18 protein-coding genes are annotated in these 19944 nt (G+C 64.9%); 12 read left to right on the top strand and 6 right to left on the bottom strand.

Annotation, left to right across the window (positions count from 1 at the left end; translation table 11 throughout):
• Complete coding sequence (locus ASG49_RS16245; protein WP_056543921.1) at positions 1-363, bottom strand: VOC family protein; 363 nt, start codon at positions 361-363, stop codon at positions 1-3.
• Positions 364-636: 273 nt separating this feature from the next.
• Here ASG49_RS16245 and ASG49_RS16240 point away from each other — a divergent pair, with 273 nt between their 5' ends.
• Entirely contained in the window at positions 637-1230 is a 594-nt protein-coding gene (locus ASG49_RS16240) for an ATPase, T2SS/T4P/T4SS family (RefSeq protein ID WP_082534258.1), read from the top strand.
• A gap of 15 nt (positions 1231-1245) precedes the next feature.
• Here ASG49_RS16240 and ASG49_RS16235 read toward each other — a convergent pair whose 3' ends face one another.
• From ASG49_RS16235 to ASG49_RS16225, 3 genes are read right to left on the bottom strand one after another with little or no spacing between them, the layout of a single operon-like run.
• The gene (locus ASG49_RS16235) at positions 1246-1758 is read right to left on the bottom strand and encodes a hypothetical protein (RefSeq protein WP_056543918.1); all 513 of its coding nucleotides are present in this window, start codon (positions 1756-1758) and stop codon (positions 1246-1248) included.
• Complete coding sequence (locus tag ASG49_RS16230) at positions 1751-2842, bottom strand: site-specific integrase (RefSeq protein WP_056543915.1); 1092 nt, start codon at positions 2840-2842, stop codon at positions 1751-1753. Before ASG49_RS16230 ends, ASG49_RS16235 begins: the two co-directional genes overlap by 8 nt.
• Positions 2820-3266, bottom strand: coding sequence for a hypothetical protein (locus tag ASG49_RS16225; protein ID WP_056543911.1), 447 nt, complete (start codon positions 3264-3266; stop codon positions 2820-2822). The genes ASG49_RS16230 and ASG49_RS16225 overlap by 23 nt, the downstream gene beginning before the upstream one ends.
• Positions 3267-3460: 194 nt before the next feature.
• On the opposite strand from ASG49_RS16225, the gene ASG49_RS16220 reads away from it, so the two are divergent.
• The 11 genes from ASG49_RS16220 (at position 3461) to ASG49_RS16175 (ending at position 17348) form a co-directional block, all read left to right on the top strand.
• Positions 3461-3649 (top strand): AlpA family transcriptional regulator, encoded by a 189-nt coding sequence (locus tag ASG49_RS16220; protein WP_056543908.1) that lies wholly within the window; start codon positions 3461-3463, stop codon positions 3647-3649.
• Positions 3650-3674: 25 nt separating this feature from the next.
• Positions 3675-4601, top strand: a complete 927-nt coding sequence (locus ASG49_RS16215; RefSeq protein WP_056543904.1) for a bifunctional DNA primase/polymerase — start codon at positions 3675-3677, stop codon at positions 4599-4601.
• Complete coding sequence (locus ASG49_RS16210) at positions 4598-5986, top strand: phage/plasmid primase, P4 family (RefSeq protein WP_056543900.1); 1389 nt, start codon at positions 4598-4600, stop codon at positions 5984-5986. Before ASG49_RS16215 ends, ASG49_RS16210 begins: the two co-directional genes overlap by 4 nt.
• Before the next feature lie 283 nt (positions 5987-6269).
• Entirely contained in the window at positions 6270-6605 is a 336-nt protein-coding gene (locus ASG49_RS16205) for a hypothetical protein (protein WP_200936357.1), read from the top strand.
• Between the two features lie 672 nt (positions 6606-7277).
• A complete protein-coding gene (locus ASG49_RS16195; RefSeq protein WP_200936356.1) occupies positions 7278-7484 on the top strand; it encodes an excalibur calcium-binding domain-containing protein in 207 nt (68 codons plus the stop codon).
• A 1072-nt stretch (positions 7485-8556) separates the two neighbouring features.
• Positions 8557-9756: a 2'-deoxycytidine 5'-triphosphate deaminase gene (locus tag ASG49_RS18410; protein WP_082534209.1), complete on the top strand. Its 1200-nt coding sequence runs from the start codon at positions 8557-8559 to the stop codon at positions 9754-9756.
• 556 nt (positions 9757-10312) lie between these two features.
• Complete coding sequence (locus ASG49_RS16190; protein WP_082534208.1) at positions 10313-12337, top strand: GNAT family N-acetyltransferase; 2025 nt, start codon at positions 10313-10315, stop codon at positions 12335-12337.
• Complete coding sequence (locus ASG49_RS18755; protein WP_156384392.1) at positions 12334-13017, top strand: ASCH domain-containing protein; 684 nt, start codon at positions 12334-12336, stop codon at positions 13015-13017. The genes ASG49_RS16190 and ASG49_RS18755 overlap by 4 nt, the downstream gene beginning before the upstream one ends.
• 236 nt (positions 13018-13253) lie before the next feature.
• Positions 13254-15452, top strand: coding sequence for an FAD-dependent oxidoreductase (locus tag ASG49_RS16185; RefSeq protein ID WP_056543888.1), 2199 nt, complete (start codon positions 13254-13256; stop codon positions 15450-15452).
• Complete coding sequence (locus ASG49_RS16180) at positions 15449-15772, top strand: DUF3850 domain-containing protein (RefSeq protein ID WP_056543885.1); 324 nt, start codon at positions 15449-15451, stop codon at positions 15770-15772. The genes ASG49_RS16185 and ASG49_RS16180 overlap by 4 nt, the downstream gene beginning before the upstream one ends.
• A gap of 700 nt (positions 15773-16472) precedes the next feature.
• Positions 16473-17348 (top strand): tyrosine-type recombinase/integrase, encoded by an 876-nt coding sequence (locus tag ASG49_RS16175; protein WP_056543882.1) that lies wholly within the window; start codon positions 16473-16475, stop codon positions 17346-17348.
• Between the two features lie 993 nt (positions 17349-18341).
• On the opposite strand, the gene ASG49_RS18750 is transcribed toward ASG49_RS16175, so the two are convergent.
• Both ASG49_RS18750 and ASG49_RS16165 read right to left on the bottom strand, forming a co-directional pair.
• On the bottom strand, positions 18342-19358 hold the full coding sequence (locus tag ASG49_RS18750; protein ID WP_156384391.1) for a hypothetical protein: 1017 nt from the start codon (positions 19356-19358) through the stop codon (positions 18342-18344).
• Positions 19324-19722 carry a nucleotide pyrophosphohydrolase gene (locus tag ASG49_RS16165; protein WP_056543876.1) on the bottom strand — a complete coding sequence of 133 codons (399 nt, stop codon included), beginning with the start codon at positions 19720-19722 and terminating at the stop codon, positions 19324-19326. The genes ASG49_RS18750 and ASG49_RS16165 overlap by 35 nt, the downstream gene beginning before the upstream one ends.
• Positions 19723-19944 lie beyond the last annotated feature (222 nt).

Below are 19944 nucleotides of genomic sequence, written 5' to 3'. Positions count from 1 at the left end.
TCAGCTCACGCAGAGGCAGAACGGGTGGCCGGCGGGGTCGAGGAAGACCCGGAAGGTCGTGCCCGGCTGCTCCGCGTGCCGGGTCGCCCCGAGCGCGAGGACGGCCCGCTCGCCCTCGTCGAGGTCGGCGACGCTGACGTCGAGGTGGAACTGCTGCGGTCGCTCCTGGCCGGGCCAGTCGGGGGCGGCGTAGTCGTCGACCTTCTGGAAGCAGAACATCTGGCCGTTCTCGGCCCGGATCTCCGCCCAGCTCCCGTCGTCGTCGACCTCCACCGCCCAGTCGAGCAAGGCCCCGTAGAACTGCGCCAGCGCGCGGGGGTCGGGGCAGTCGAGGACGGTCACGGGGAACTGTGCGATGGCCATGCCCGGCACGCTAGACCCGCCCGCGGACAGGTCGTGTCCGCAGCGGGTCTCGGTCCCCACGTCGTCGACCCGGCGCGGGCGCCTCGGCGAGCCCGTGGTCGGCCGGCTGCCTCCCACCTCGCCGCCACCGCCGCCCCGGATACTGGTCGCAGAAACGCCTCTCGGTCTCGTATCTGCGCCGGTTGTGCGCTGGTGTGACTGGTGTGGCGTGGTTGTCCACAGATCGGTCGTCGGGGGTTTTCGCAGGTCAGCGGCGGGGCGATGCTGCTGGGCATGTCAGTGGACGTCTCGGGCGCTGGTGCTTCTCGCGCGGTCCCGCCCACACCTGTCCAGGTCGAGCCGGGTCTCGACCTGGACCTGGTGGGCGTCCTGGACGAGCGGGTGCGGGCCGCCGTACGCCGCGACGGGGTGGACCCGCAGCTCGACGCGCGACACGTGCGTCGGATCGCCGAGCAGGTGGTGCGTGAGCACGACGACCGCAGCCTGACCGGGGTCGTCGCGCCGGTGCCCGACCCGGTCGGGACGGTCGAGGAGCTGGTGGCACGGGTCTCGGGGTTCGGGCCGCTGCAGCGGTTCCTCGACGACCCGGAGGTCGAGGAGATCTGGATCAACGAGCCCTCGCGGGTGTTCGTGGCACGCAGGGGGCGCCACGAGCTGACCAACGTGATCCTGACCCGCGCGGAGGTGCAGGACCTGGTCGAGCGGATGCTGAAGTCGAGCGGTCGGCGGATCGACCTGAGCCAGCCGTTCGTGGACGCGATGCTGCCGCAGGGCCACCGGCTGCACGTGGTGCTCGAGGGCATCAGCCGGCAGTTCTCGGCCGTGAACATCCGCAAGTTCGCACACACGCGCATGTGGGTCGCTTGACCTGCGAGAACGCGATCAGGAGTCGTCTCCAGTCCGCAGCGAGTCCGCAGTGCACTCGCCGAACGGGACGCCGCACGAGTCGGCAATCTCGGTGAGCCGTCGCTGCCCGAATTCCGCCTCGGCCTTCAGGGCTTCGGCAACAGCCTCGACTAGCGCCCAGTGGCGGGCGACCAGTTCGTCGGCAAGCAGCCAGGCTTCGTCCTCCGCCACGTCGTCGAACTCTGCGGCGAAACGTTCGATTGCCTCTTCGTCAGCGCTCGCGCCGAGGTTGAGCCATGCGGTGTTGATGGCGTCCTGTGCGTGTTGTGGGTCGGAAATCGTTGTGCGGTACCAGTACTTCTCCGCCGCCCAACCGGACGCAGCCACGGTCGCCTCCTCTGGGTTGCCGATTCGTGGTCGTTCGACAGGCACGACCCGGTGTTCGGACAGGGCGACCACCGCCCGCTTGATCGGTCGTCCCATCACGTAGTAGGCGACCGCATGGCCAGCTTCGTGAACGGCGACCTGGTCCCTCTGTGCCTCATGCATGGTCTTGTCTCGGCTCGACGTCGGCGGAGCCCAGGACGTTGTCGACGGCCGCTCGGGTGCGGTCTTCGGAATCGGGCCAGAGGTGGCTGTAGGTGTCCAGGGTCTCCTTCGCCGAACTGTGGCCCAGCCGCTCCTGGACCACCTTCACGCTCTCACCGTGTCGGATGAGCAGGGAGGCGTAGTAGTGGCGCAGGTCGTGCAGCCGGGCGGTGGGCGGACCACCCGCCGCGAGCGCCGCGGCCTTGAACGCCTTTGCGAGCTGGTCCCGGTTGACCGGTTCCCCGAACGGGTTTGTGAACAGCAGTTCGTCAACACCCACCGGATAGGCGGCCATGTGCGCTGCTAGGTCGTGCGCAACCACCCGGCCGAATGGCACGACACGGTCCGACGACGCCGTCTTCGGCGGACCGAACGTTGGCGGCCGCGTCAGTAGAAGTTGCCGGTCGACGTGCAACTGACGTCGCAGCATCGTGAGCTGGGGAAGGGTGAGCCCGGCGGCCTCCCCGGGGCGCAGTCCGGTGCCGGCCATCAGTGTCACGATCGCCCGCCAGCGCGGCGGCATCCCCTCGGCGGCTCCCAGCACCACCTCGGTAGCCAGAGGCCGCACACGGTGTGGCTGCGTCTTCGGGAGCACGACACGCTCACAAGGCGTACGCGCGATGATCCGGTCGAGTTCGGCGGCCCGAAAGACCGATCGCAGGTGCTGGTAGGTAACGCGCACCGTTGCCGGCGCGAGTCGCTTGGTGAGGTCGTTGACCCAGGCCTGCACCTCAGATGGCCGAACGGATGCGATGGCCCGATCACCGAAGCGAGGCAGAGCGTGCACGCGAAGCGCGGAGTCCACCGCCGCGGCGGTGTTTCGCCGATGGACCTGTGATGCCTGCCAGGCCGCCGCGTACTCACCGAACGTCACTCTGCCGGCGCGAGGGTCGACGTAGTTGCCGGTCATCACGGAGGCTGTGACCTCATCGAGCCATCGCTGGCCGTCGGCCTTGCGCGTGAAGTGCCGGGCGTGCTCCTTGCCTGCGTCGTCGCGGTAGCGGGCACGCCATCGGCCGTCGTCACGCTTCTTGATGCTGGACACCGGCGATCCTTTCAAGTCGGTCTGCGAGGCGGTGGTCTTCGTCGTCGTCGACGTCGCGCAAAGTCTCGATGAGACCCGAAACTGACGTTCCCCCGAGCTGGTCGATCTGCTTCACCGTCTCCGGGTGCGTGATGACGAACTCGGTGACGTTGCGCAGCGACTGCTTGAAGGCCGTGTTCGCCATCAGTGTCTGATCGATCGCCGCCGCCATCTGCTCCATCAACTTGAGCAGCTCGCGATTCAGAGCCTCTTCCGGTGGCTGGATCAGCGCCTGCAACTTGATGCCGAAGACCCGGGAAAGTGCGACGAGCTCGTCGACCGTGATGCGCCTGGGTGGATCGACCTTCTCGATCTTGTACAGCGCGGAGGCGTTGATCGGGCACCCGGCTTCGGTCATCCGGGAGGCCAGACCGTCGTAACTCATCCCTCGCTTCCCGCGCTCGTAGGCAATCCGCCTGGCGAGGGACTCCTCACTGGCGATGCTGCGATGTGGGTTTGGTCGTGGCATGGATCCTCTGTTCCTAAGTGGAATCAACCGTATCCGTAAAGGATTGCAACGGCAATGCCTGTCAGCCACGCTGTTCCCAAGGGGTCCACCGACGACCGGGAAGGAACGCCATGGAGTTCATGACCACCGAGGAACTGGCTGCCACGCTGCGGACAGCAGACGACACCGTTCGCTACTGGCGACACGTCGGCAAGGGACCGAAGTCATTCAAGGTGGGCCGCCGGGTGCTCTACGCGGTCGAGGACGTCGAGGCTTTCATCGCCGAGGCTCGTGCCAACGACGGTCAGGTGTCCCCGTGAACTCACGATCCCCCCGGGCCTCCGCATGGTGACCCGCGGTTGCCCCGGCTACCTCCTCGAGAACGCCCTGGCCTACGCCGGCCGCGGCTGGCGCGTGTTCGTGCTCAGCGCGACCAAGTCGCCCCTCCGCAACTGTGGTCCGTGCCGAACTGAGCACACCACCCCGGCGCTGATGGAGGTCTGCACCTGCCTGACCTGCCACGGCTTCTACGCCGCCACCACCGTCCCCGACCGGATTACCCAGATGGTGTTCGACCACCCGGCCGGGTTGCTCGCCGTGCGCACCGGTGCGGCGTCCGGGCTGGCCGTCGTCGACGTGGACATCGCCACGTTCATCCAGGGCATGCCGGCCGGCAACGACCCCGGGTACCAGACGCTGTGCAACCTGGACCGGAGGCGGCTGCTGCCGGGCACCCTCATGGCTGCGACCGCGTCGGGGGGGCTGCACTTCTACTACGCCCACCCGGGCGGATACCTGCTGTCCGGTGCGGGGAAGTTCGGACCCCGCGTCGACTCCAAGGCTGACGCGGGCTACGTCGTGGTACCCCCGTCCGTCGGTCGTGCCGGGGCCTACCGGTGGACCGGCGACGGGGGCGGCGACCACCCGCTGACAACGATGCCTGACCAGCTCGCCGCCTTCGTGCGCCCTGCTGTCCCCTCGGGGCGCACCGGCGTCTCTAAGGTGACGCCCTGGACGCGACCGGGGGTCAGCTCCCGCCTGACTGGGCTCATGCACGCCGTCCTCGACGCCGAGGAGGGAACCCGCAACGACCTGTTCCACTGGGCGGCGAAGAAGGCCGGCGAGATGGTCGCCGCGGGCGAGGTGCCTGAGTACGTCGTGGTCGGTGCCCTCACCGACGCCGGGCTACAGGCTGGCCTCACAGCCGCCGAGATCGGCAACGCCACCCGGGGCACCCTCGGGTCCGGCCTGCGTAAGGGGCTGATGGCGTGACGAGCATCCGCAGCGCCGCCGACATCGCGGCGCAGCACCTGGCCGACCAGCCCGAGGAGTCGCACCGCGGGCAACTCCGATTCGCGGAGCGGTTCACCAGCGCCAACGCTGGGAAGCTACTGCACGTCCACGGCATCGGCTGGCACATCTGGGACGGAGCCCGGTGGGCGCCGTGCGTCAACGGCGAAGAACACCGCGCCGTGATCGCGGTCCTCAAGACCGCCCTGGACGAGGTGTCGAGCATGGGCAGCGATGCCCGCAAGATGCTGCTCCAGGACATCGGGAAGGTGGAATCCAGCGCCGGCATCAAGGGCGTGCTGGACCTGGCCTCCCACATGGTGCCCTGCACTCTCGCCGCCGCCCGACTCGACGCCTCGGCCTACCTGCTGAACACCGGGAACGGGACGGTGGACATCGAGGCCGGAACCGTATGCCGGTCCAACCCGTCGGACAATCTCTCCAAAGTTACCAACGCCCACTTCAAGCCCGGCGCCCGCGCCGAGGTGTTCGACCGATTCCTGGAGCAGACGCAGCCCGACCCCGACATGCGCGCGTTCCTGGCCCGCAGCCTCGGGTCTGCGCTGCTCGGCGTGGTCCGCGACCACGTGTTGCTCCTGTGGTTCGGTCGCGGCGCCAACGGCAAGGGAACCCTGCGCGACGCCGTCGCCCACGCCCTGGGCGACTACGCGCTGGAGGTGCCCGCCGACATCCTGATGCAGGCCAAGTACGCCGGAAACCTGGCCCCGGAGCGGATGAGGCTGAAGGGGGCCCGGCTGGCGTTCTGCTCCGAGATCGCCGAGGGCGCTCGTCTCGACGAGGCGACGATGAAGAAGCTCACCGGCGGCGACCCGGTCAACGCCAAACTGCTCTACCGCAACCCCGTCCAGTTCGACCCCTCGCACACCCTGGTCATGCTGACGAACCACCTGCCCAGGGTGCGCGGCGACGACCCCGCGACGTGGCGCCGCATCCTCGCGGTCCCCTTCGACCAGGTGGTGCCCGAATCCCAGCGCGACGGGGAGCTGCCCGAACGGCTCAAGGCCGTCCCCGACGCCGTCCTGGCGTGGCTCTGGGCCGGGTGGCAGGACTACCAGGCCAACGGTCTCAACCCCCCGCAGGCAGTCCTCGCCGCCACCCGGCGCTACCAACTCGACTCCGACACCATCGCCCGGTTCCTGGCCGACGAGGGTGTCGTCTGCGCCGGCCACGGCACTGCGATGTCCGCCGACCTCTACCAGGCCTTCGTGACCTGGACCAGGAACGAAGGGGAACCAACAGAGGCCACCAACAAGGCGTTCAGCGCTGCGCTGGAGGCCCGCGGCTACACCAAGAGGACGGCCAGCAGGGGGGCTCAATGGCAGTCCATCAGCCTCGTCCCTGACTGAATGGTGGGTGGTGGTGGGTTGTCCACGAGTTTCCATTCGCGTTTCCCTAAGGGGAATCCTGGAGAACCCACCACCACCCACCACTTTTGACCCCAGCTCGACCCCCGATGCCGCCCCGGGCACATCCGACACACCCCGAGCGGACCGAGGGAAAGGATGCGAGGGGGAGGGGGTCACGATCACGACAAGGCACGCCGCCCCCAGTCCCCAGGTAGGGGGCCATGTTTCTAGCACTCTGAAACGAATCGACCTACAAACGCATGGAGCCAGCATGAGTACACCCATGGAGGCACCGCCCGGCCTCGGAGCGCGGGGCCGGGACCTCTGGCGCGCAGTCGCCGGCGACTACGAGCTGGGGGTACACGAACGCATCATCCTGGCTGAGGCTTGCCGTACGACGGACCTGCTCGACAAGCTGGAGAGCCTCGTCGTCAGCAACGGCCTGACAGTAGAAGGACCGCAGGGTATGAAGGCAAACCCGGCCGTGGTGGAGGTGCGCCAGCAGCGCATCACCCTGGCTCGGCTGGTTGCAGCCCTGCGCATCCCGGCTGAGGCACCTGATGCCCCTCGGACGCAACGCCGGGGCACCCGCGGGGTCTACGAGGTGAAACGAGCGTGAAGCCCAGAACCCAGGACCTCGCACCCATCCTCGACGCGTTGCCAGCCGAGCTGGTCACGGCAAACTCTCCCGCGTCGTGCGACTGCACGCGTTGTCGACCCGACTTGACCGAAGCTGAGCGAGACACTCTGCACAGCCAGGTCACCGTCTGGGCTACCGAGCGTCGGGACTGGTGCGCCGCCAACGGCTACACCGTCTTAGCGCTGCTCGTGGCAGAGATAACGGCCCGGCAGTGCGGCGGCCGCCCGGTGGTGTGACGCAGCCGTACGGATAAGTCCCGCGCCCGACGAACGCCACCGAGGTCGCTGCGGCGATGGCAACATCACACGAGACCCGGCGTGGCCGCGGTTGCATCGCCGTTACGGGTGCCGCACGGCCCGAGTCGCGCAGTCCTACTGGCTGCATCGGCGAGCCCGCTACCACGCGGGAGGTCGTCCGGAGACCAGTGGATTTTCGCAGACTAGTGGACTAGCCCTCTGCATCTTGGAAATGAGACGAACGGCGAGAAGCGAACGCTCGGCACCTTCCGGTGCCACGCTCCATCCGGCGTCCCGCTCGGGGCCCGCTCACCAGCTCACTGCTTCGGGGACTCACATGTTCAAGCTCAGGACCGCCGGCATTGCTATCGCAACTGGTGTCATCGCCACTACCGTCGGCGTTTCGGCGCCTGCCGTGGCCCACACGACCGGCATCCACGACAACTGCACCCAGCTCAACAAGAAGTGGCCCCACGGAGTGGGGACGCGCAACGCGGTCGACAAGACCAGCGGTAAGCGGGTCACGAACTTTTACCACAACAACAAGGCGTACTGGGCGGCCGAGAACCACAACGGCACCCTGGACCGCGACAACGACCGCATCGCCTGCGAGAAGCGCTGATTGTCGTGCGCTCGGCTCGCGCTGTGGCAGCCTCTGTTGGCCTCGTGGCGGTACTCGCTATCCCAGCAGTTGTGGCTACCGCTGGGCCAGCGACGGCACACGATGGCGGTTCGAGCAACTGCGTCACCCAGCACGAGTGGCGCCACGCCAAGATCGGGATGAAGAAGTCTCGAGTGCACGCCATCTTCGACACCCGGGGCACGTTCGCGGACGGTCACGCTGGCGGCTATACGCGTCGCTATCGACCCTGCGCATGGAATGGGGGAACAGACGTACGGCTATTCGTCGGCTACAACGGGCAGACCGGGCGCGTGGTCGAGAAGAAGCTCGTCTGAGTCCCTAGCGCCGGCGCTGCTTGTCGGCGCTCGGGTTGGGTCGGGTATTGACCAGTACGCGCCTTTAGATTCAGGCGTTCCGAGACACCGGACCCAGGTATTTGAATTTGCGGCTCGCGCGCCATTGGGCGGCGGAACGCGCAGTGCCCGTCATCTCGCGGTTCGCCGACAACTTGAGCGCATCAGTTGCCTCGACCAACTGCACGCCCGGCTTTCGATGGACATCGCTGTCCCGGACCCACTGCGAGCCGGACCTTCGGCTGCGTCGACGGTCCGGAGCCGTTGCAGGTGAGAGACGTCTCGCGAACCTTGCATCGCTACCCCGGCGCCCGTCCGCCACGGCCGCCGGAGGACGAAACGCCCACGGTCTCGAGACCGTGGGCGGCTCGGTGAAGCGTTCGAGAGGCGGGAGGCCCCAGGTTGAGTTCAGTGCGGAGCGTCGGCGGCTGCGTCCGCTGAGATCGGGACGTCCCGTCCGATCCGCTCGTAACGTCGGGCCGAGCTGAGCCGAGCCTGAGGATGGCCACAGTGCTTCTCGATGCGGTGACACCCGCGCAGGGGTCATGGGCCGCCGGACACCACGCCAGGTTCGGGTTCGGAGCGTGGAACCAACCAGGTCGACCTCGGCGCGGCGCTTGGCGGGAAGGGGCCATGCACTCGCGCCCCTTCCAGGGACCGATGAGCACTACTGTCATGCTCAAGCCCAGTAAGGGTCGTGCTAGGGAAGGAACAAAGCGGTGGTTGTATGGCAGTCGAGTGGGCCTGGCGTACTTCCAGACCATTTGCTTGAAAAAGCCATTGCCGCCGAGGTGATCACCGGCGTCAACGACAGTATTCCGCCCGCAAACGTACAGCCCGCTAGTTTGGATCTGCGCCTGGGGGATGTCGCACACCGCATTAGGTGCAGCTTCCTGCCCGGCGACCGCACGGTTAATCAGCGGCTAGAAGAACTGACCACCAATGAGCTGCCCCTCACGGGTGATGGTGCGGTGCTAGAGGTTGGCATCCCATACATTATTCCCTTAATCGAGCGACTGAAATTGCCCGCGAACATGCGGGCCCGCGCCAACCCCAAGAGCTCCACAGGCCGAGCAGACGTGTTCACTCGCGTGCTCACGGATGCTGGGGCGCGGTTCGATGACGTCAGGCCCGGTTATTCCGGTCCTCTGTTTGTCGAGGTCGTGCCGCTGTCGTTTCCCGTGCGGGTGCGGCGTGGACTTGCGCTAAACCAGTTGCGGCTCAGTGTTGGCAACACATCGCTCTCTGATGCCGAGATTCGAAAGGAACACGCCGAGCACGGATTGCTTTCAATTAATGGGAAGCCGTTGGGAGCGGGGCAGTTGCAACTGGCCGCTGGACTTTTTGTCGGTCTCAATTTGCGTCAAACTAAGGCTCAAGGGATCGGATGGCAGGCCCGGAAGCCCGCGCCCCTGCTGGATCTGACTCGAACTCGGCATGCCGACCCCAAGCATTTTTGGGATCGAGTGGAACGCGAGGAGGGCAATCGAATCATCCTGCTACCCAATAGTTTCTACCTACTAATGTCGCAACAGGGGATTACCATTCCTCCCCACTTGGCCGCTGAGATGGCCGCATACGATCCCACCAGTGGCGAGCTTCGCACGCATTACGCAGGTTTCTTCGACCCGGGTTTCGGTTACGGCGGTCCCAACACGAGACGTGGTTCAACGGCTGCGCTAGAAGTCCGGGCCCATGACGTGCCTTTCATGGTCGAGCACGGCCAACACGTGTGTAAGTTGACTTACGAGAGAATGATGGAACCTCCCTCCACGCTGTACGGGGGCACCGGTTCCACCTCCAACTATCAAGGGCAAACGGAGACACTAGGAAAGCACTTCAGGGTTGGTCCGCCACAACTTCAGGAGCCCTTGAGCGAGGGAGACGAACCCCTGGACTTGACTCATGGGGTCTCGTGAGCGAGCAGCCAGACCCTGCTGAGTGCCGGGGTCCGGCCGACGTCGACAGGTTCGTCCGAGATTACGAGGCCGGTGTCGATTACCAGTGCGTGTTTGACAGCCGTGCGGGCGTCTACACCTGGGTGATTGTTCCGCCCGTAAATCCGTAGTGTCGGTACGGTGCCCTAGCCGAGGCGGGCACTACTTCCAGCAGGGAATCAGAATTTAGCGGGACAGAGAATTAGCAGTTAGCAAACGCCTTCAAGGCCGAACCGAGCGCCCAGGGCCTCACATGTCATCACCCGCTTCTCAATCTCCGCTAGTCGACCCGGTTGGCGGCGTTGGAGCAAGGCTCTACAGATCACTTAGTTGCGGGCGCACGTCGACTAACGCCAACTTCGCGATGACCGGTCTCTACGGCGGCCTTGGCAAGAAGACAGCGCTACTTGCGTCTCAGCAGCAGCTAGGCTTGACCACGATGAGTTTGGAGGGGAACGGAGCAATCTGCCGGTGGAGACACCGATCTACAGGCCCCCGGCTGGGACATGCGCGGTGCGTCTAGAGAGGATCGTGTCGGATGAGCAGTGCTCAACCCAGAGTTCGCCTGCTCGAACCTGCCGAGGACAAATTGCTTGACAAGGTGTTTGACCTTGCGGAGCGGCACAAGCGGTGGTTCGGAATGCTCCCGTTGCCGGCCTATTCCGATTACGCGGCGAGGCGCCTGATCCTGGTTGCCGTCCAAGGCGAGGACCTTCTCGGCTACGCCATCTTCAGACTTCCCGGGACCCGGGTCACACTCGCCCAACTGTGCGTAGAACCGGCTCATCGCCGGGGGGGAATCGCCCAGCTGTTAGTTGACGAGTTGAGCAGGCTCCACGCGGACCGCGAAGGCATCGCCTTGAGGTGCCGACGAGACTGGCCGGCCACCAAGGCTTGGCCCCGCCTTGGGTTCGAGGTCCGTTCGAATGCGCCGGGCCGGAGCAAGAAGGGCCACCTGCTCACCGCATGGTGGCGCGACCACGGGCACGACGACCTCTTCTCCTCGCTAGCCGCCGAGTCTGCGCGGATGCCCGTCGCGATAGACACCAACGTGTTTCGAGACTTGCACGAGGACGGCAGAGGGGTGCGCGCAGAGCAATCCCAGGCGCTCACGGCAGACTGGCTCGCTGATGACATCGAGCTTGTTCTTACCCCGGGCAACCTCCTAGAGTTCAACGCGATTGATGACGTTGCACTGCGCCAGCGACTGTTAGGTACGGCGCAGGCGTCGTACCAGATTGTTGGACGTCCACCCGCAGACGGCCCGGACCCGGCAGTCAAACTCACGGCACAAGTCATCGGGGCCGTGCCCCCAGACGACCTCACCCGCGACCCGTCCCTGCTCAGGGACGCACAGCTTCTTGCGCAGGCAGCCGCGGGCGGTGCAGAAGCGTTCGTGACTCGAGATGAGAATGCCGTCGGCATCTTGTCCGCTGCCGCTGCGCCGTTCACCAACATCTGGATCTCAACTCCGGCCGACCTTCTCGTCCACCTGGACGAGATTCGTGACGCGGCCAGTTATTCACCGGTGCGGTTGCGCGACACCGGCTTTACTGTTGCAGAGGGCGACGCACGGGTCGATGAGGAACTGCGGCCGCTGCTCAACCACGGAGCAAACGAACGACGCACCCAGTTCAAGGCAACTCTGCGGTCTGCGGCTCAGAAAGCCGGCCAGTCGGGTTCTCGACGTGTAGTACGGGGCCCGGACGATTCAATTGCGGCTGCTCTGTTTTTCGCCGCGGCGGGAGATGAACTGGCGGTGTCATTTTTTCGCGTGATCAGCAGCCCGCTCGCCCGGACACTTGCCAATCAGTTGATTCACCTGCTTCGTCGTGAGGCTGTCTTGGCAGGTGTCGAGCGGTTTGTGATCCGTGATCAGTTTATGAGCCCCGCAGTCTTGAACGTTCTGCCCGAGTGCGGGTTCCATCGGGACGGCGACGACTGGGCCGCCGCGGTGATCACTGGTGTACTTCCCTGGGGAGATGTTGCTGCGCGTCTTGGGATGGCGCCTGCCGGAGACCGCTCGCTGCCAGCCTGTCGGGTACTTGCCGGGTTGGAACGGTCGCACTGGCCGCTGAAAGTACGTGACGCCGGGCTGAAGTGCTTTCTGGTCCCAATCCGTCCTGCTCCTGCCGACGCCCTGCTGGGACGCGGTGGTGGGCTGTGGGACAGTGATCCGGTTCTCGGGCTTTCTCGTCAGCACGTCTACTACCGGGCGCCATCGCCTTCAGTCCTGGAAGCACCCGGACGGATCCTTTGGTACGTCAGCGGCGAGGCACGAGTCGTTGCATCCTCTCGGCTGGACCAGGTGGTAGTGGCCGACCCGGCCACGTTGCACGGTCGGTTCCGACACTTGGGCGTCCTCGGTGTCGATCAGATCCAGAAGCGGGCCAACCGCGGCAATGCGATGGCCGTCCGGTTTGCCGACACGGAATTCTTCACGCGCCCGGTCTCCTTGCGGCGCCTGCGTGCGATGACTAGTCAGTTGGAGCCGCTACCGTCGCCACGACAGATCGACGAGAAGGATTTCTTCCGTGTCTACGAGGAGGGCGCACCCGGATGAGTAGCCTTCGGTCCACCACCGGACACGGTCGAGAAGCAGGCGCGTCGACCGATGAGCGGTTCGGTCTACTCATATCGATCCAGCCCCGGTTCGCGAACGCGATCCTGCAAGGAACGAAGACGGTCGAGTTGCGGCGCAAGCCGCCGCGCGATCAACCGGACGTCGTCATCATCTATGGGTCCGGAACAGCCAGGGCGGTTCTCGGGGTGGCCCAACTCAGCGAGGTCCACACCTCGACCCCAGGCGACATCTGGGAGAGGTTTGGGGCCACTGCCGGGATAGCCCGCGCCGAGTTCGACGAGTACTTCGAAGGAAGCGAGACTGCGTCCGCGCTCGAGCTGACACATCCGCGGCGCAGTGGGGACGAGGTGCCTCTAAGCCAATTGCGACAATTCGGATTGGAGCCGCCCCAATCGTGGAGGTATGTCGAACGTCAAACCGCGATACGCCTCCTCGACGCACTCGGACTTCCTTCGGCCGAGCGGCGGGTGCACAGCCGCCGATCGCTCTCATGGGCGCTGACTCTGCCCACCGCACTCGTGGATATGGAACTCGTCGAGGCGACGACGAGATTGAATCGTCCGCTCGTACGTATCATTGAATCCGTCCGCTGCGCCGGTTTGGCCGGATTCGGAGCGCGCAGCGGCGCCATGCGTGGACGGCGGCGCTCGGCTCTCTGATTGGACTCGATCGAGCAATACGACGGCACGGACCGCAACGGGAGGCCCGCGCGTAGCGTGGCCGGTGTGCGGTGACCCTTGTAGTCGATGCTCAGCGCACGGCGAAATCAAGTCGCCCGGCACCTCACCCCCGCCTATGCCCGAACCAGGCGCGGCCAGCTCGCCCGACACCAGGTAGGGACACTCTCTCGGACCCGCTCGGGTGAGCCGGTTGCATCTGATCTAGGCTCCGTAGTGTGGACCCCGCGGACACGGTCAGTCCGACCAGACTGCTCACGAACTACCGCCTGCCGGGCTCTCCGGTTTTTATGGTTGGGACCTTCGACAAAGGCATCACGGTCTTAAGCCAGCAGGTCAGAGCGCTCAATTTAGCTTGGGCGCTCGTGGAGTCCGGCGAGGTTGCCCTGGATGCGTCCAATGGTCACGCTCCCGGCACGTCACATTCATCCCGGAAGCGCATCGCAGTCGTCGGGGCCGGATTCGCTGGCCTGACCGTGGCGGCCGGTCTGTTGAAGAAGCGCGTGAATGCTGACATCACCGTGTTTGAGCGCCGCGACACGGTCATGCCGCTGCAGCACGGTAGCGACTCGCGATGGCTTCACCCACACATCTACGACTGGCCGAGCCAAGGTAGCGAGGCTTACAGCGCTGCCCTCCCGGTCCTAAATTGGACGGCGAGCCGGGCTTCAGACGTCGTAGTCCAGGTTCTCAGCGGTTGGCGAGACGTCGCCAGAGCCAAACAGACCGCTCCCGAAGGCATCAACTCCGAGCCCCCTGAGCTCCGGCTGTACTGCAACACTCGCCACCTGCTGATCCGTCGTTCGAGTCATCCTTCTCAGATGGAGATTGAATGGATCGGCGAGGAGCGTGACCGGACCGAGCCAGCGCTCCCCGCTGCTGACCAACCAGCGCCTTCGGGGGAGTCCGACAAATTCGACGTCGTGATACTCGCCGTCGGCTTCGGCCTCGAGACTGACTCAGCGACTTATTACTGGCGCAATGACACGCTGGCGCAGCCACAGCTCGGGCAAGCGCGCAGCACCTACATCGTCTCCGGATCAGGTGACGGCGCGATGGTCGACCTGTTCCGGCTCAGGATCTCGCATTTCCGGCAAGACCGGATCTTGGCTGAACTGTTCTCCGGACGAGCCGACCTCCTGCGCACGCTCCGGGAAGTCAAGGACAGAAGCGATACTGACGAGACAACCTTCGAGTCCTTGCGTGCCATTTGGGAGAACCCCGTTCTCGCGGACTCCACGAGCGCGGTCCAGGGTCGCCTTCGTGCCCGGCTTCGACAGGACACCGACGTGCTACTACGGGTCCGCAACCCCAGTTTCACGAACCTGTTCGTTGACAAACGGGTGTCATTCCAGAACCGACTTCTTGCGTATCTGCTCTACCGGTGCGGAGCCTTTACGCCGGTCACCGCCGATTCTGACAAGCTCGGCCGCCTTGCCCGTGAGCATGGCGTCCCGGACGGTCGGATCATCATCAGACACGGCACTGAAAAGAAGGCCGGCCTTACCGACGTCCTCGACGCCAGCCTCCACGAAGAAGTCGAACGGTGCTTGAAGGAGCCAGACAAGTATTTTCAGACTGATCGCCCCGCGTGGTCAGGTGGATACTTCGACATGCCTGGGCTGCTGGAGCGGACCGCTGGGACCAAGTCGCCTCACACCACGAACGCTGTTCGCGCTCAATGGCGCCGTGAGTATCTGCCCAGCCCCACCGAAGCAATTGCCACTGCATTCTGCGCCGCCGTAGCTGGGTACATAACAAGCGTGCGAGCGCCCAGCGCACGGCTGAGGGTGACCCTGCACCGGACCCTGGCAACTGGCGACGAGGTTGTGCTGCAGCAATGCTGCGACTACCAGGGACCACAGAACGTGAAGGGCCGAGCAGGGCGAACGTTCCCTAGCAGCAACGGCACCATCGGTGCTGCGTTCACCCTCGGCCAGGTCGTCCGCACCCGCGACCACGCCACCCACCAGGAACTCATCACGGACATGGAGGCGTTGTCCCTTGACGAGGCCTCGCAGAAGATGGCAGACGCAGTGGCGTCGGTGGCCGCCATCCCGATCCTAGGGCCCGCAGACGCTGACCTGGGGCAGGAGGCGGGCCGGAATGTCGTAGGTGTGCTCTACCTTGACAGTTACGACGAGGGCGCGTTTGGCGAGGACGACATGATGAGGAGGGTGATCGAGATGGCACAGACGTTCTTCGACTCTTTGCCCCGCGCCTCCCACACCGCTGCGGCCCGGATTGCCAATACCGAGTTCTGGGTGCACGCGTCGCAACGACCCGGTACCAGTTCGCCCGTCCCGGACCCTGACACTTGGCAGGCCCTTGAGGCCGTACTTGAGCCGCCTACGGCGGACCACCTGCGACAGATCAACTTCGATTTCTCGGACTTCACCCCGGTGGAGGACTCGTGAGCAATCGCATCCACGAGGTCAAGAGCTGGTCCGAGTTCTTTCGACCGATAGCTGCAGGTGAGCGGTCACACGAGTTACGGCGCAACGACCGTGATTACCAGGTTGGGGACTTCCTCATCCTGCGGGAGTACGACCCCAAACTTGGTCACTACACAGGATCAGTGTGCGAGGCGCTCGTGACGTCTATGACTTCGCGCGAGCGTCCTTGCGCCGTCTCTGACGAAGGCCTGCACCCAGACTTCTGCATTCTTTCGATCCGCGTCACGGCGAGGTCTGAGGACCTCGGTGGCGACGGGATCGAGCGACAGGCCACCGCCTGAATCCGGGTTGGATTCGCTAGCGCATCCCTTGCGTGCTGACGAACTTGAGAGTCCGCTGCCTAGTCACTGAGCGCAATCCGAACGCCCAGCCTAGTCGGCCCACTGACCCCGGACGGCGTGATGTCTGCCGCCTGACGAGCCCCTACTGCGCGAGCCAAGCGAGTTGGTGGGCGTAGCGAACGGGTCCGATCTGGAGTTACTCGTGCAGGGCAGCGTGCCGGGTCTCATCGTCGGGAGGGTGAGCTGCGAGAAGGCTGCAGTCCCACGGCAACGTCCTGCGTGCCACGGCGGCGAGACTGAGCTGGTGTCCCCTCCGGGCATCCAGTGCGTGTATGCGTGCCGCCGGCGTCGCCGCGGCATGACCTTCGGGGCGGTGTCGCGGACCACGTTCCCTGGGGACCCTCACACCGGCGTCCACGCCCGCGTTGACCAGGCAAACGCCAGCCCCGTACTGGGCGTTACCGTCCGTTGCGCGTGGACCGTCGAACCGCTCGAGCGGGGCCGTAGCGGAGCGCCGAAACGGGTTCTCCAGTGCCGGAGAATTGACTCTACGGCGAGCAAACGATGACCGCCGTGTGGCCCCGCTCATCGGGATGCTGGAACCCGACCGGAGCGCCATCGCCGTAGTGGCGTCGCGGTCGCGTCTCAGAAACGTGCACGCTCTCTTCCGGTTTTTCGCCGATGTCGTGCCTGCTGGTGCATGACCTATTTCAACGACGCCATCGAAGTCCGCAACGTTTACCTGCTGCCTTACGTAAAGAACACGCGTGAGACCTACACGTATCAGCTCGACCGCTGGCTCCGGTGGTGCGCCGACAACTCGCTCGAGCCACTTCTGGCGCGACGCACTGATGTAGAGGCCTACATCAGGCACCTTCACGAGGGAGAGAATCAAGCGATCTCGAGCGTGCACACGGCCCTGGTCCCGGTGAGGGGGTTCTATCGGTTCGCCTTCAATGAGGAGATCATCGCTAGAGACCCCGCGGCCTTGGCTCGTCGACCGAGGCTGTCCCGGGGTGTGCGTGACACCGTTGGCTTGGACCGGCGTGAGATGAGATCTCTCCTAGACACTGCATTAAGGCGGTCAGGCCGAGATCAGGCCCTCGCCTACCTTCTGACGTGCATGGCGCTGCGATCCAGCGAGGCATGCTCGATCCAGATTGAGGACTACCAGCAGCTCCTGCGAGGGCACCGCATTCTGTGCTTCACAGGTAAGGGGTCTGTGCCCGCGCGCATGCCGATCCCGGTACCGGTTCTCCGGGCGCTTGATGCAGCAGCCGGTGGCCGAACCCACGGCCAGCTCCTATGCGGTCGCGACGGGCAGGCATTCTGTCGGCGAGGTGTGTACCGCGTGATCGCAGCGCTTGCACGGGAGGCCGGCATCACGGCGCGGGTGACGCCGCACCTTCTGCGTCACAGCTCGATCACTAACGCATTAGAGGCCGGCGCCTCACTCCGCAAGGTCCAAGACCTTGCACGACACTCGGACCCGCGAACAACCATGCACTACGACCGCAACCGGACCAGTTTGGACGACCACGCCGTGCACTCACTTGTGGCCTTCATTGCCGGATGAGTCGTCACACCCCACCGGTGCCTCTGGCGCGCGTGAGGATGGTTCTGTTTCTGAGACCGGACCGACAGCCTTTCCCCGCCCGTAACTCGTCCGGCGGGACGAGTGGCATATCCACGTGACTGCCCCATGGTGACATGGCTCCTTGCGCGGAAATTCTCGGTGCTCTGACGTTCTGCGCCCGACACTGCGGGCATGACACGCATTAGAGACTGGGGCATTGGCCGAGGACGACGTCACGGCGTCGCTCGCCATGGGCGCCCGTTGAGCAGATGGAGGCCGCAGACTCGCCATGTGGCGACGTACTGGGCGCGTACATAGCGTCAGCATGAAGTCATGTAGCGCACGGAGTTTGTTGCGAAGTGGCTCGCCTCGGCTTCTAGTCCGCGAGACTCTGGGGGTGGAAACAGCGACTTGGGAGTGCCCGCAGTGTCGTCGGGCAGTTGCCCAACGCCTCAAGACGTGTCCTAGGTGCGCAGGCGCCTCGGCGTCTCAACGCCCGACCGCCTCCCCCGGTGGTCGGGAGGTCCGGCTGCTCACCCTGCACCAGGTCCCCGGCATGACCGCCACGTCGGTGGGGACGACGCTCGCCGCCACGGGCGAGCGAATCTGCGGTGCTTCGAACAGCAGCGACTCGGAAGGGGCGAGAACTGCTGACACCTACGGGGAGGCCATCACTGCTGCTCGTCATGTAGCGGAGTTGGCCCTCTGCAGGCGTGTTGCCAAGGTGGGTGCCGAGTTCGGCTTGGGTCTCACCTTCGAAACGGCGTCGGTCGTAGCTGAGGACGGGTTCCATGTAGCCGTGACGGCATACGCCACCCCTTGTCGGCTGGAGAGAACTGTGGAGAGCCCTGCAGCCAGAGGAGCAGGGCCCCAGCTCAGCCTCGGCCTGGGGGTCAGCTATATCGACCTGTCGTAAATCGCATTCACGGCGGACCAGGAGAGACACGAGTGCGACCAACTGGGCCTGGCAATCGAGGGTTGTACACGTGCGCATTACATTGTGAATGCCCGGGTCCGGTGCCACGCGAAAAATCCGACCCGGTGGGTGTTCGCTGGATCCCACGCACGGCACACTCGCGGGGTGTCTACAAATTGACGGAGGTAGTCCGCCACAGCACCAGTCGCAGGTCCCCGATCGGCCACGATGACCAGGCCGCTGGCGTTGACAGTCAATAAACCCTGTTCGTACAGCTGGTCGCAGCCGAACGTGCAAGCTGCCATACCGATGTCGGTCACCCGATTACGTTCGGCGTCGCTGCACTCGCTCCGCGGCTTGATATGCGCAGCCCACACGAACATCGACGGATAGACGCGTAGGCAAAGAGCGCATTCGGTCTGAGCACCGATCACGACGTGCCTGCGGATGCGTGCCTGCTCGCGACGAGCTCTTGCCATTCGATCGATATCGGTCTGGGTGTCATCCGCATCATCAACCGCCGTGGGCGCTTCAACCGGCACCGGTGCCGCGGTCCGCACGGGAGTCGTAGGAGTCCCGAGTTCCCTTGCCATCGCGGCGGCCCGCGCGTCTGTGATTACGTTCCAAGACTGATTGTCGAACTTGCCGGAGCCGACGCCTAGAAGTCGGGTTTGCATCGTGTCGTAACGAACGGGCCTCGCGAGTGCAACTACGTCGGTCAGGGCATAAATCAACTGAAAGGGCTGCTGGGCACCACCGGACACTTCGAAGGTGCCCCAGTGCATCAAGCCTGCAACGGCTGGGCTCTCCAGTGTGTGCACTACTCGTGCTGTTGCCCTGAAGGCCCCGTTCCAGTTGAAGGCGACGATATCGCCCGGTGAGATCTCCGCGAACTTGGCGCGCTTACCATCTTTGGCTCCCGGGTTAGTCCCGTAGAGCCTGAGAACACCGTTGTCGATCGCCGGCGCCACGAATTTCGAGTCATCGCCGAGCGCTTCTTGCAACGCTGAGTCGAACTGCACACCGCTAAGGACAGTTCGTTGCAGGTTCGCTTGCGCGTCAGCTCTCGCTGCTGGATGGATGATCACGTTCACTGATGGGCCCCTCACCGTAGGTGTCGTACCTGTCGAGCCGTCCGCGCGTCAGGTCCGATGGGTAGCGCGATTCGTTGCGCGAGATCTTCAGGCGCGCCGATTCGACGAGATCTACTCCGAGCCTGTCCGCGAGAAGGTTCAAGTAGATAAAGACGTCAGCAAGTTCGTCGCGGACGGCGTCGGCGCTTGCGCCCTGGGCGCATGCCTCCGCCTCCTCGAAGGTCATCCACTGCATGACGGAGGTCAGTTCGCCCACTTCCCCCGCCAGTGCCATGACTAGATTTTTCGGGTTGTGGAACTGCTCCCAATCCCGATCACGCACGAACTGGTGTAGTTGCCGCGAGAAGTCTGCGTCGGTACTCACCGTCCAAGGCTATGGCGAAACAGCCAGTTCTCTACGTAGGCCGCTCGCCGCAGTCTCCTGGGGTTGCAGACGACACCATCCAGCGGGTAGGTCGGCCTGACTGGTCCTGCTGGACATCACCGGCAAGAAGACGGCCTTTGGCCCATCGACGTCAAGCTGGGTAGGTATGCGTCCCTGCGGAAAGTCGGCGGCCTGGTTCGCCGTCAGCATGGACCGCAAAGG

The organism is Marmoricola sp. Leaf446 (assembly GCF_001424755.1).
GTDB lineage: Bacteria > Actinomycetota > Actinomycetes > Propionibacteriales > Nocardioidaceae > Marmoricola.
Note: the sequence above shows the minus strand (reverse complement) of the source record. Positions and strands in the feature narration are given on the sequence as shown.

What these genes read in the sequence shown, in the direction of transcription:
- ASG49_RS16245 (WP_056543921.1), bottom strand. Translation starts at nt 363, where the DNA reads ATGGCCATCGCACAGTTCCCCGTGACCGTCCTCGACTGCCCCGACCCC.
- ASG49_RS16240 (WP_082534258.1), top strand. Translation starts at nt 637, where the DNA reads ATGTCAGTGGACGTCTCGGGCGCTGGTGCTTCTCGCGCGGTCCCGCCC.
- ASG49_RS16235 (WP_056543918.1), bottom strand. Translation starts at nt 1,758, where the DNA reads ATGCATGAGGCACAGAGGGACCAGGTCGCCGTTCACGAAGCTGGCCAT.
- ASG49_RS16225 (WP_056543911.1), bottom strand. Translation starts at nt 3,266, where the DNA reads ATGAGTTACGACGGTCTGGCCTCCCGGATGACCGAAGCCGGGTGCCCG.
- ASG49_RS16220 (WP_056543908.1), top strand. Translation starts at nt 3,461, where the DNA reads ATGGAGTTCATGACCACCGAGGAACTGGCTGCCACGCTGCGGACAGCA.
- ASG49_RS16215 (WP_056543904.1), top strand. Translation starts at nt 3,675, where the DNA reads ATGGTGACCCGCGGTTGCCCCGGCTACCTCCTCGAGAACGCCCTGGCC.
- ASG49_RS16205 (WP_200936357.1), top strand. Translation starts at nt 6,270, where the DNA reads ATGGAGGCACCGCCCGGCCTCGGAGCGCGGGGCCGGGACCTCTGGCGC.
- ASG49_RS16190 (WP_082534208.1), top strand. Translation starts at nt 10,313, where the DNA reads ATGAGCAGTGCTCAACCCAGAGTTCGCCTGCTCGAACCTGCCGAGGAC.
- ASG49_RS18755 (WP_156384392.1), top strand. Translation starts at nt 12,334, where the DNA reads ATGAGTAGCCTTCGGTCCACCACCGGACACGGTCGAGAAGCAGGCGCG.
- ASG49_RS16175 (WP_056543882.1), top strand. Translation starts at nt 16,473, where the DNA reads ATGACCTATTTCAACGACGCCATCGAAGTCCGCAACGTTTACCTGCTG.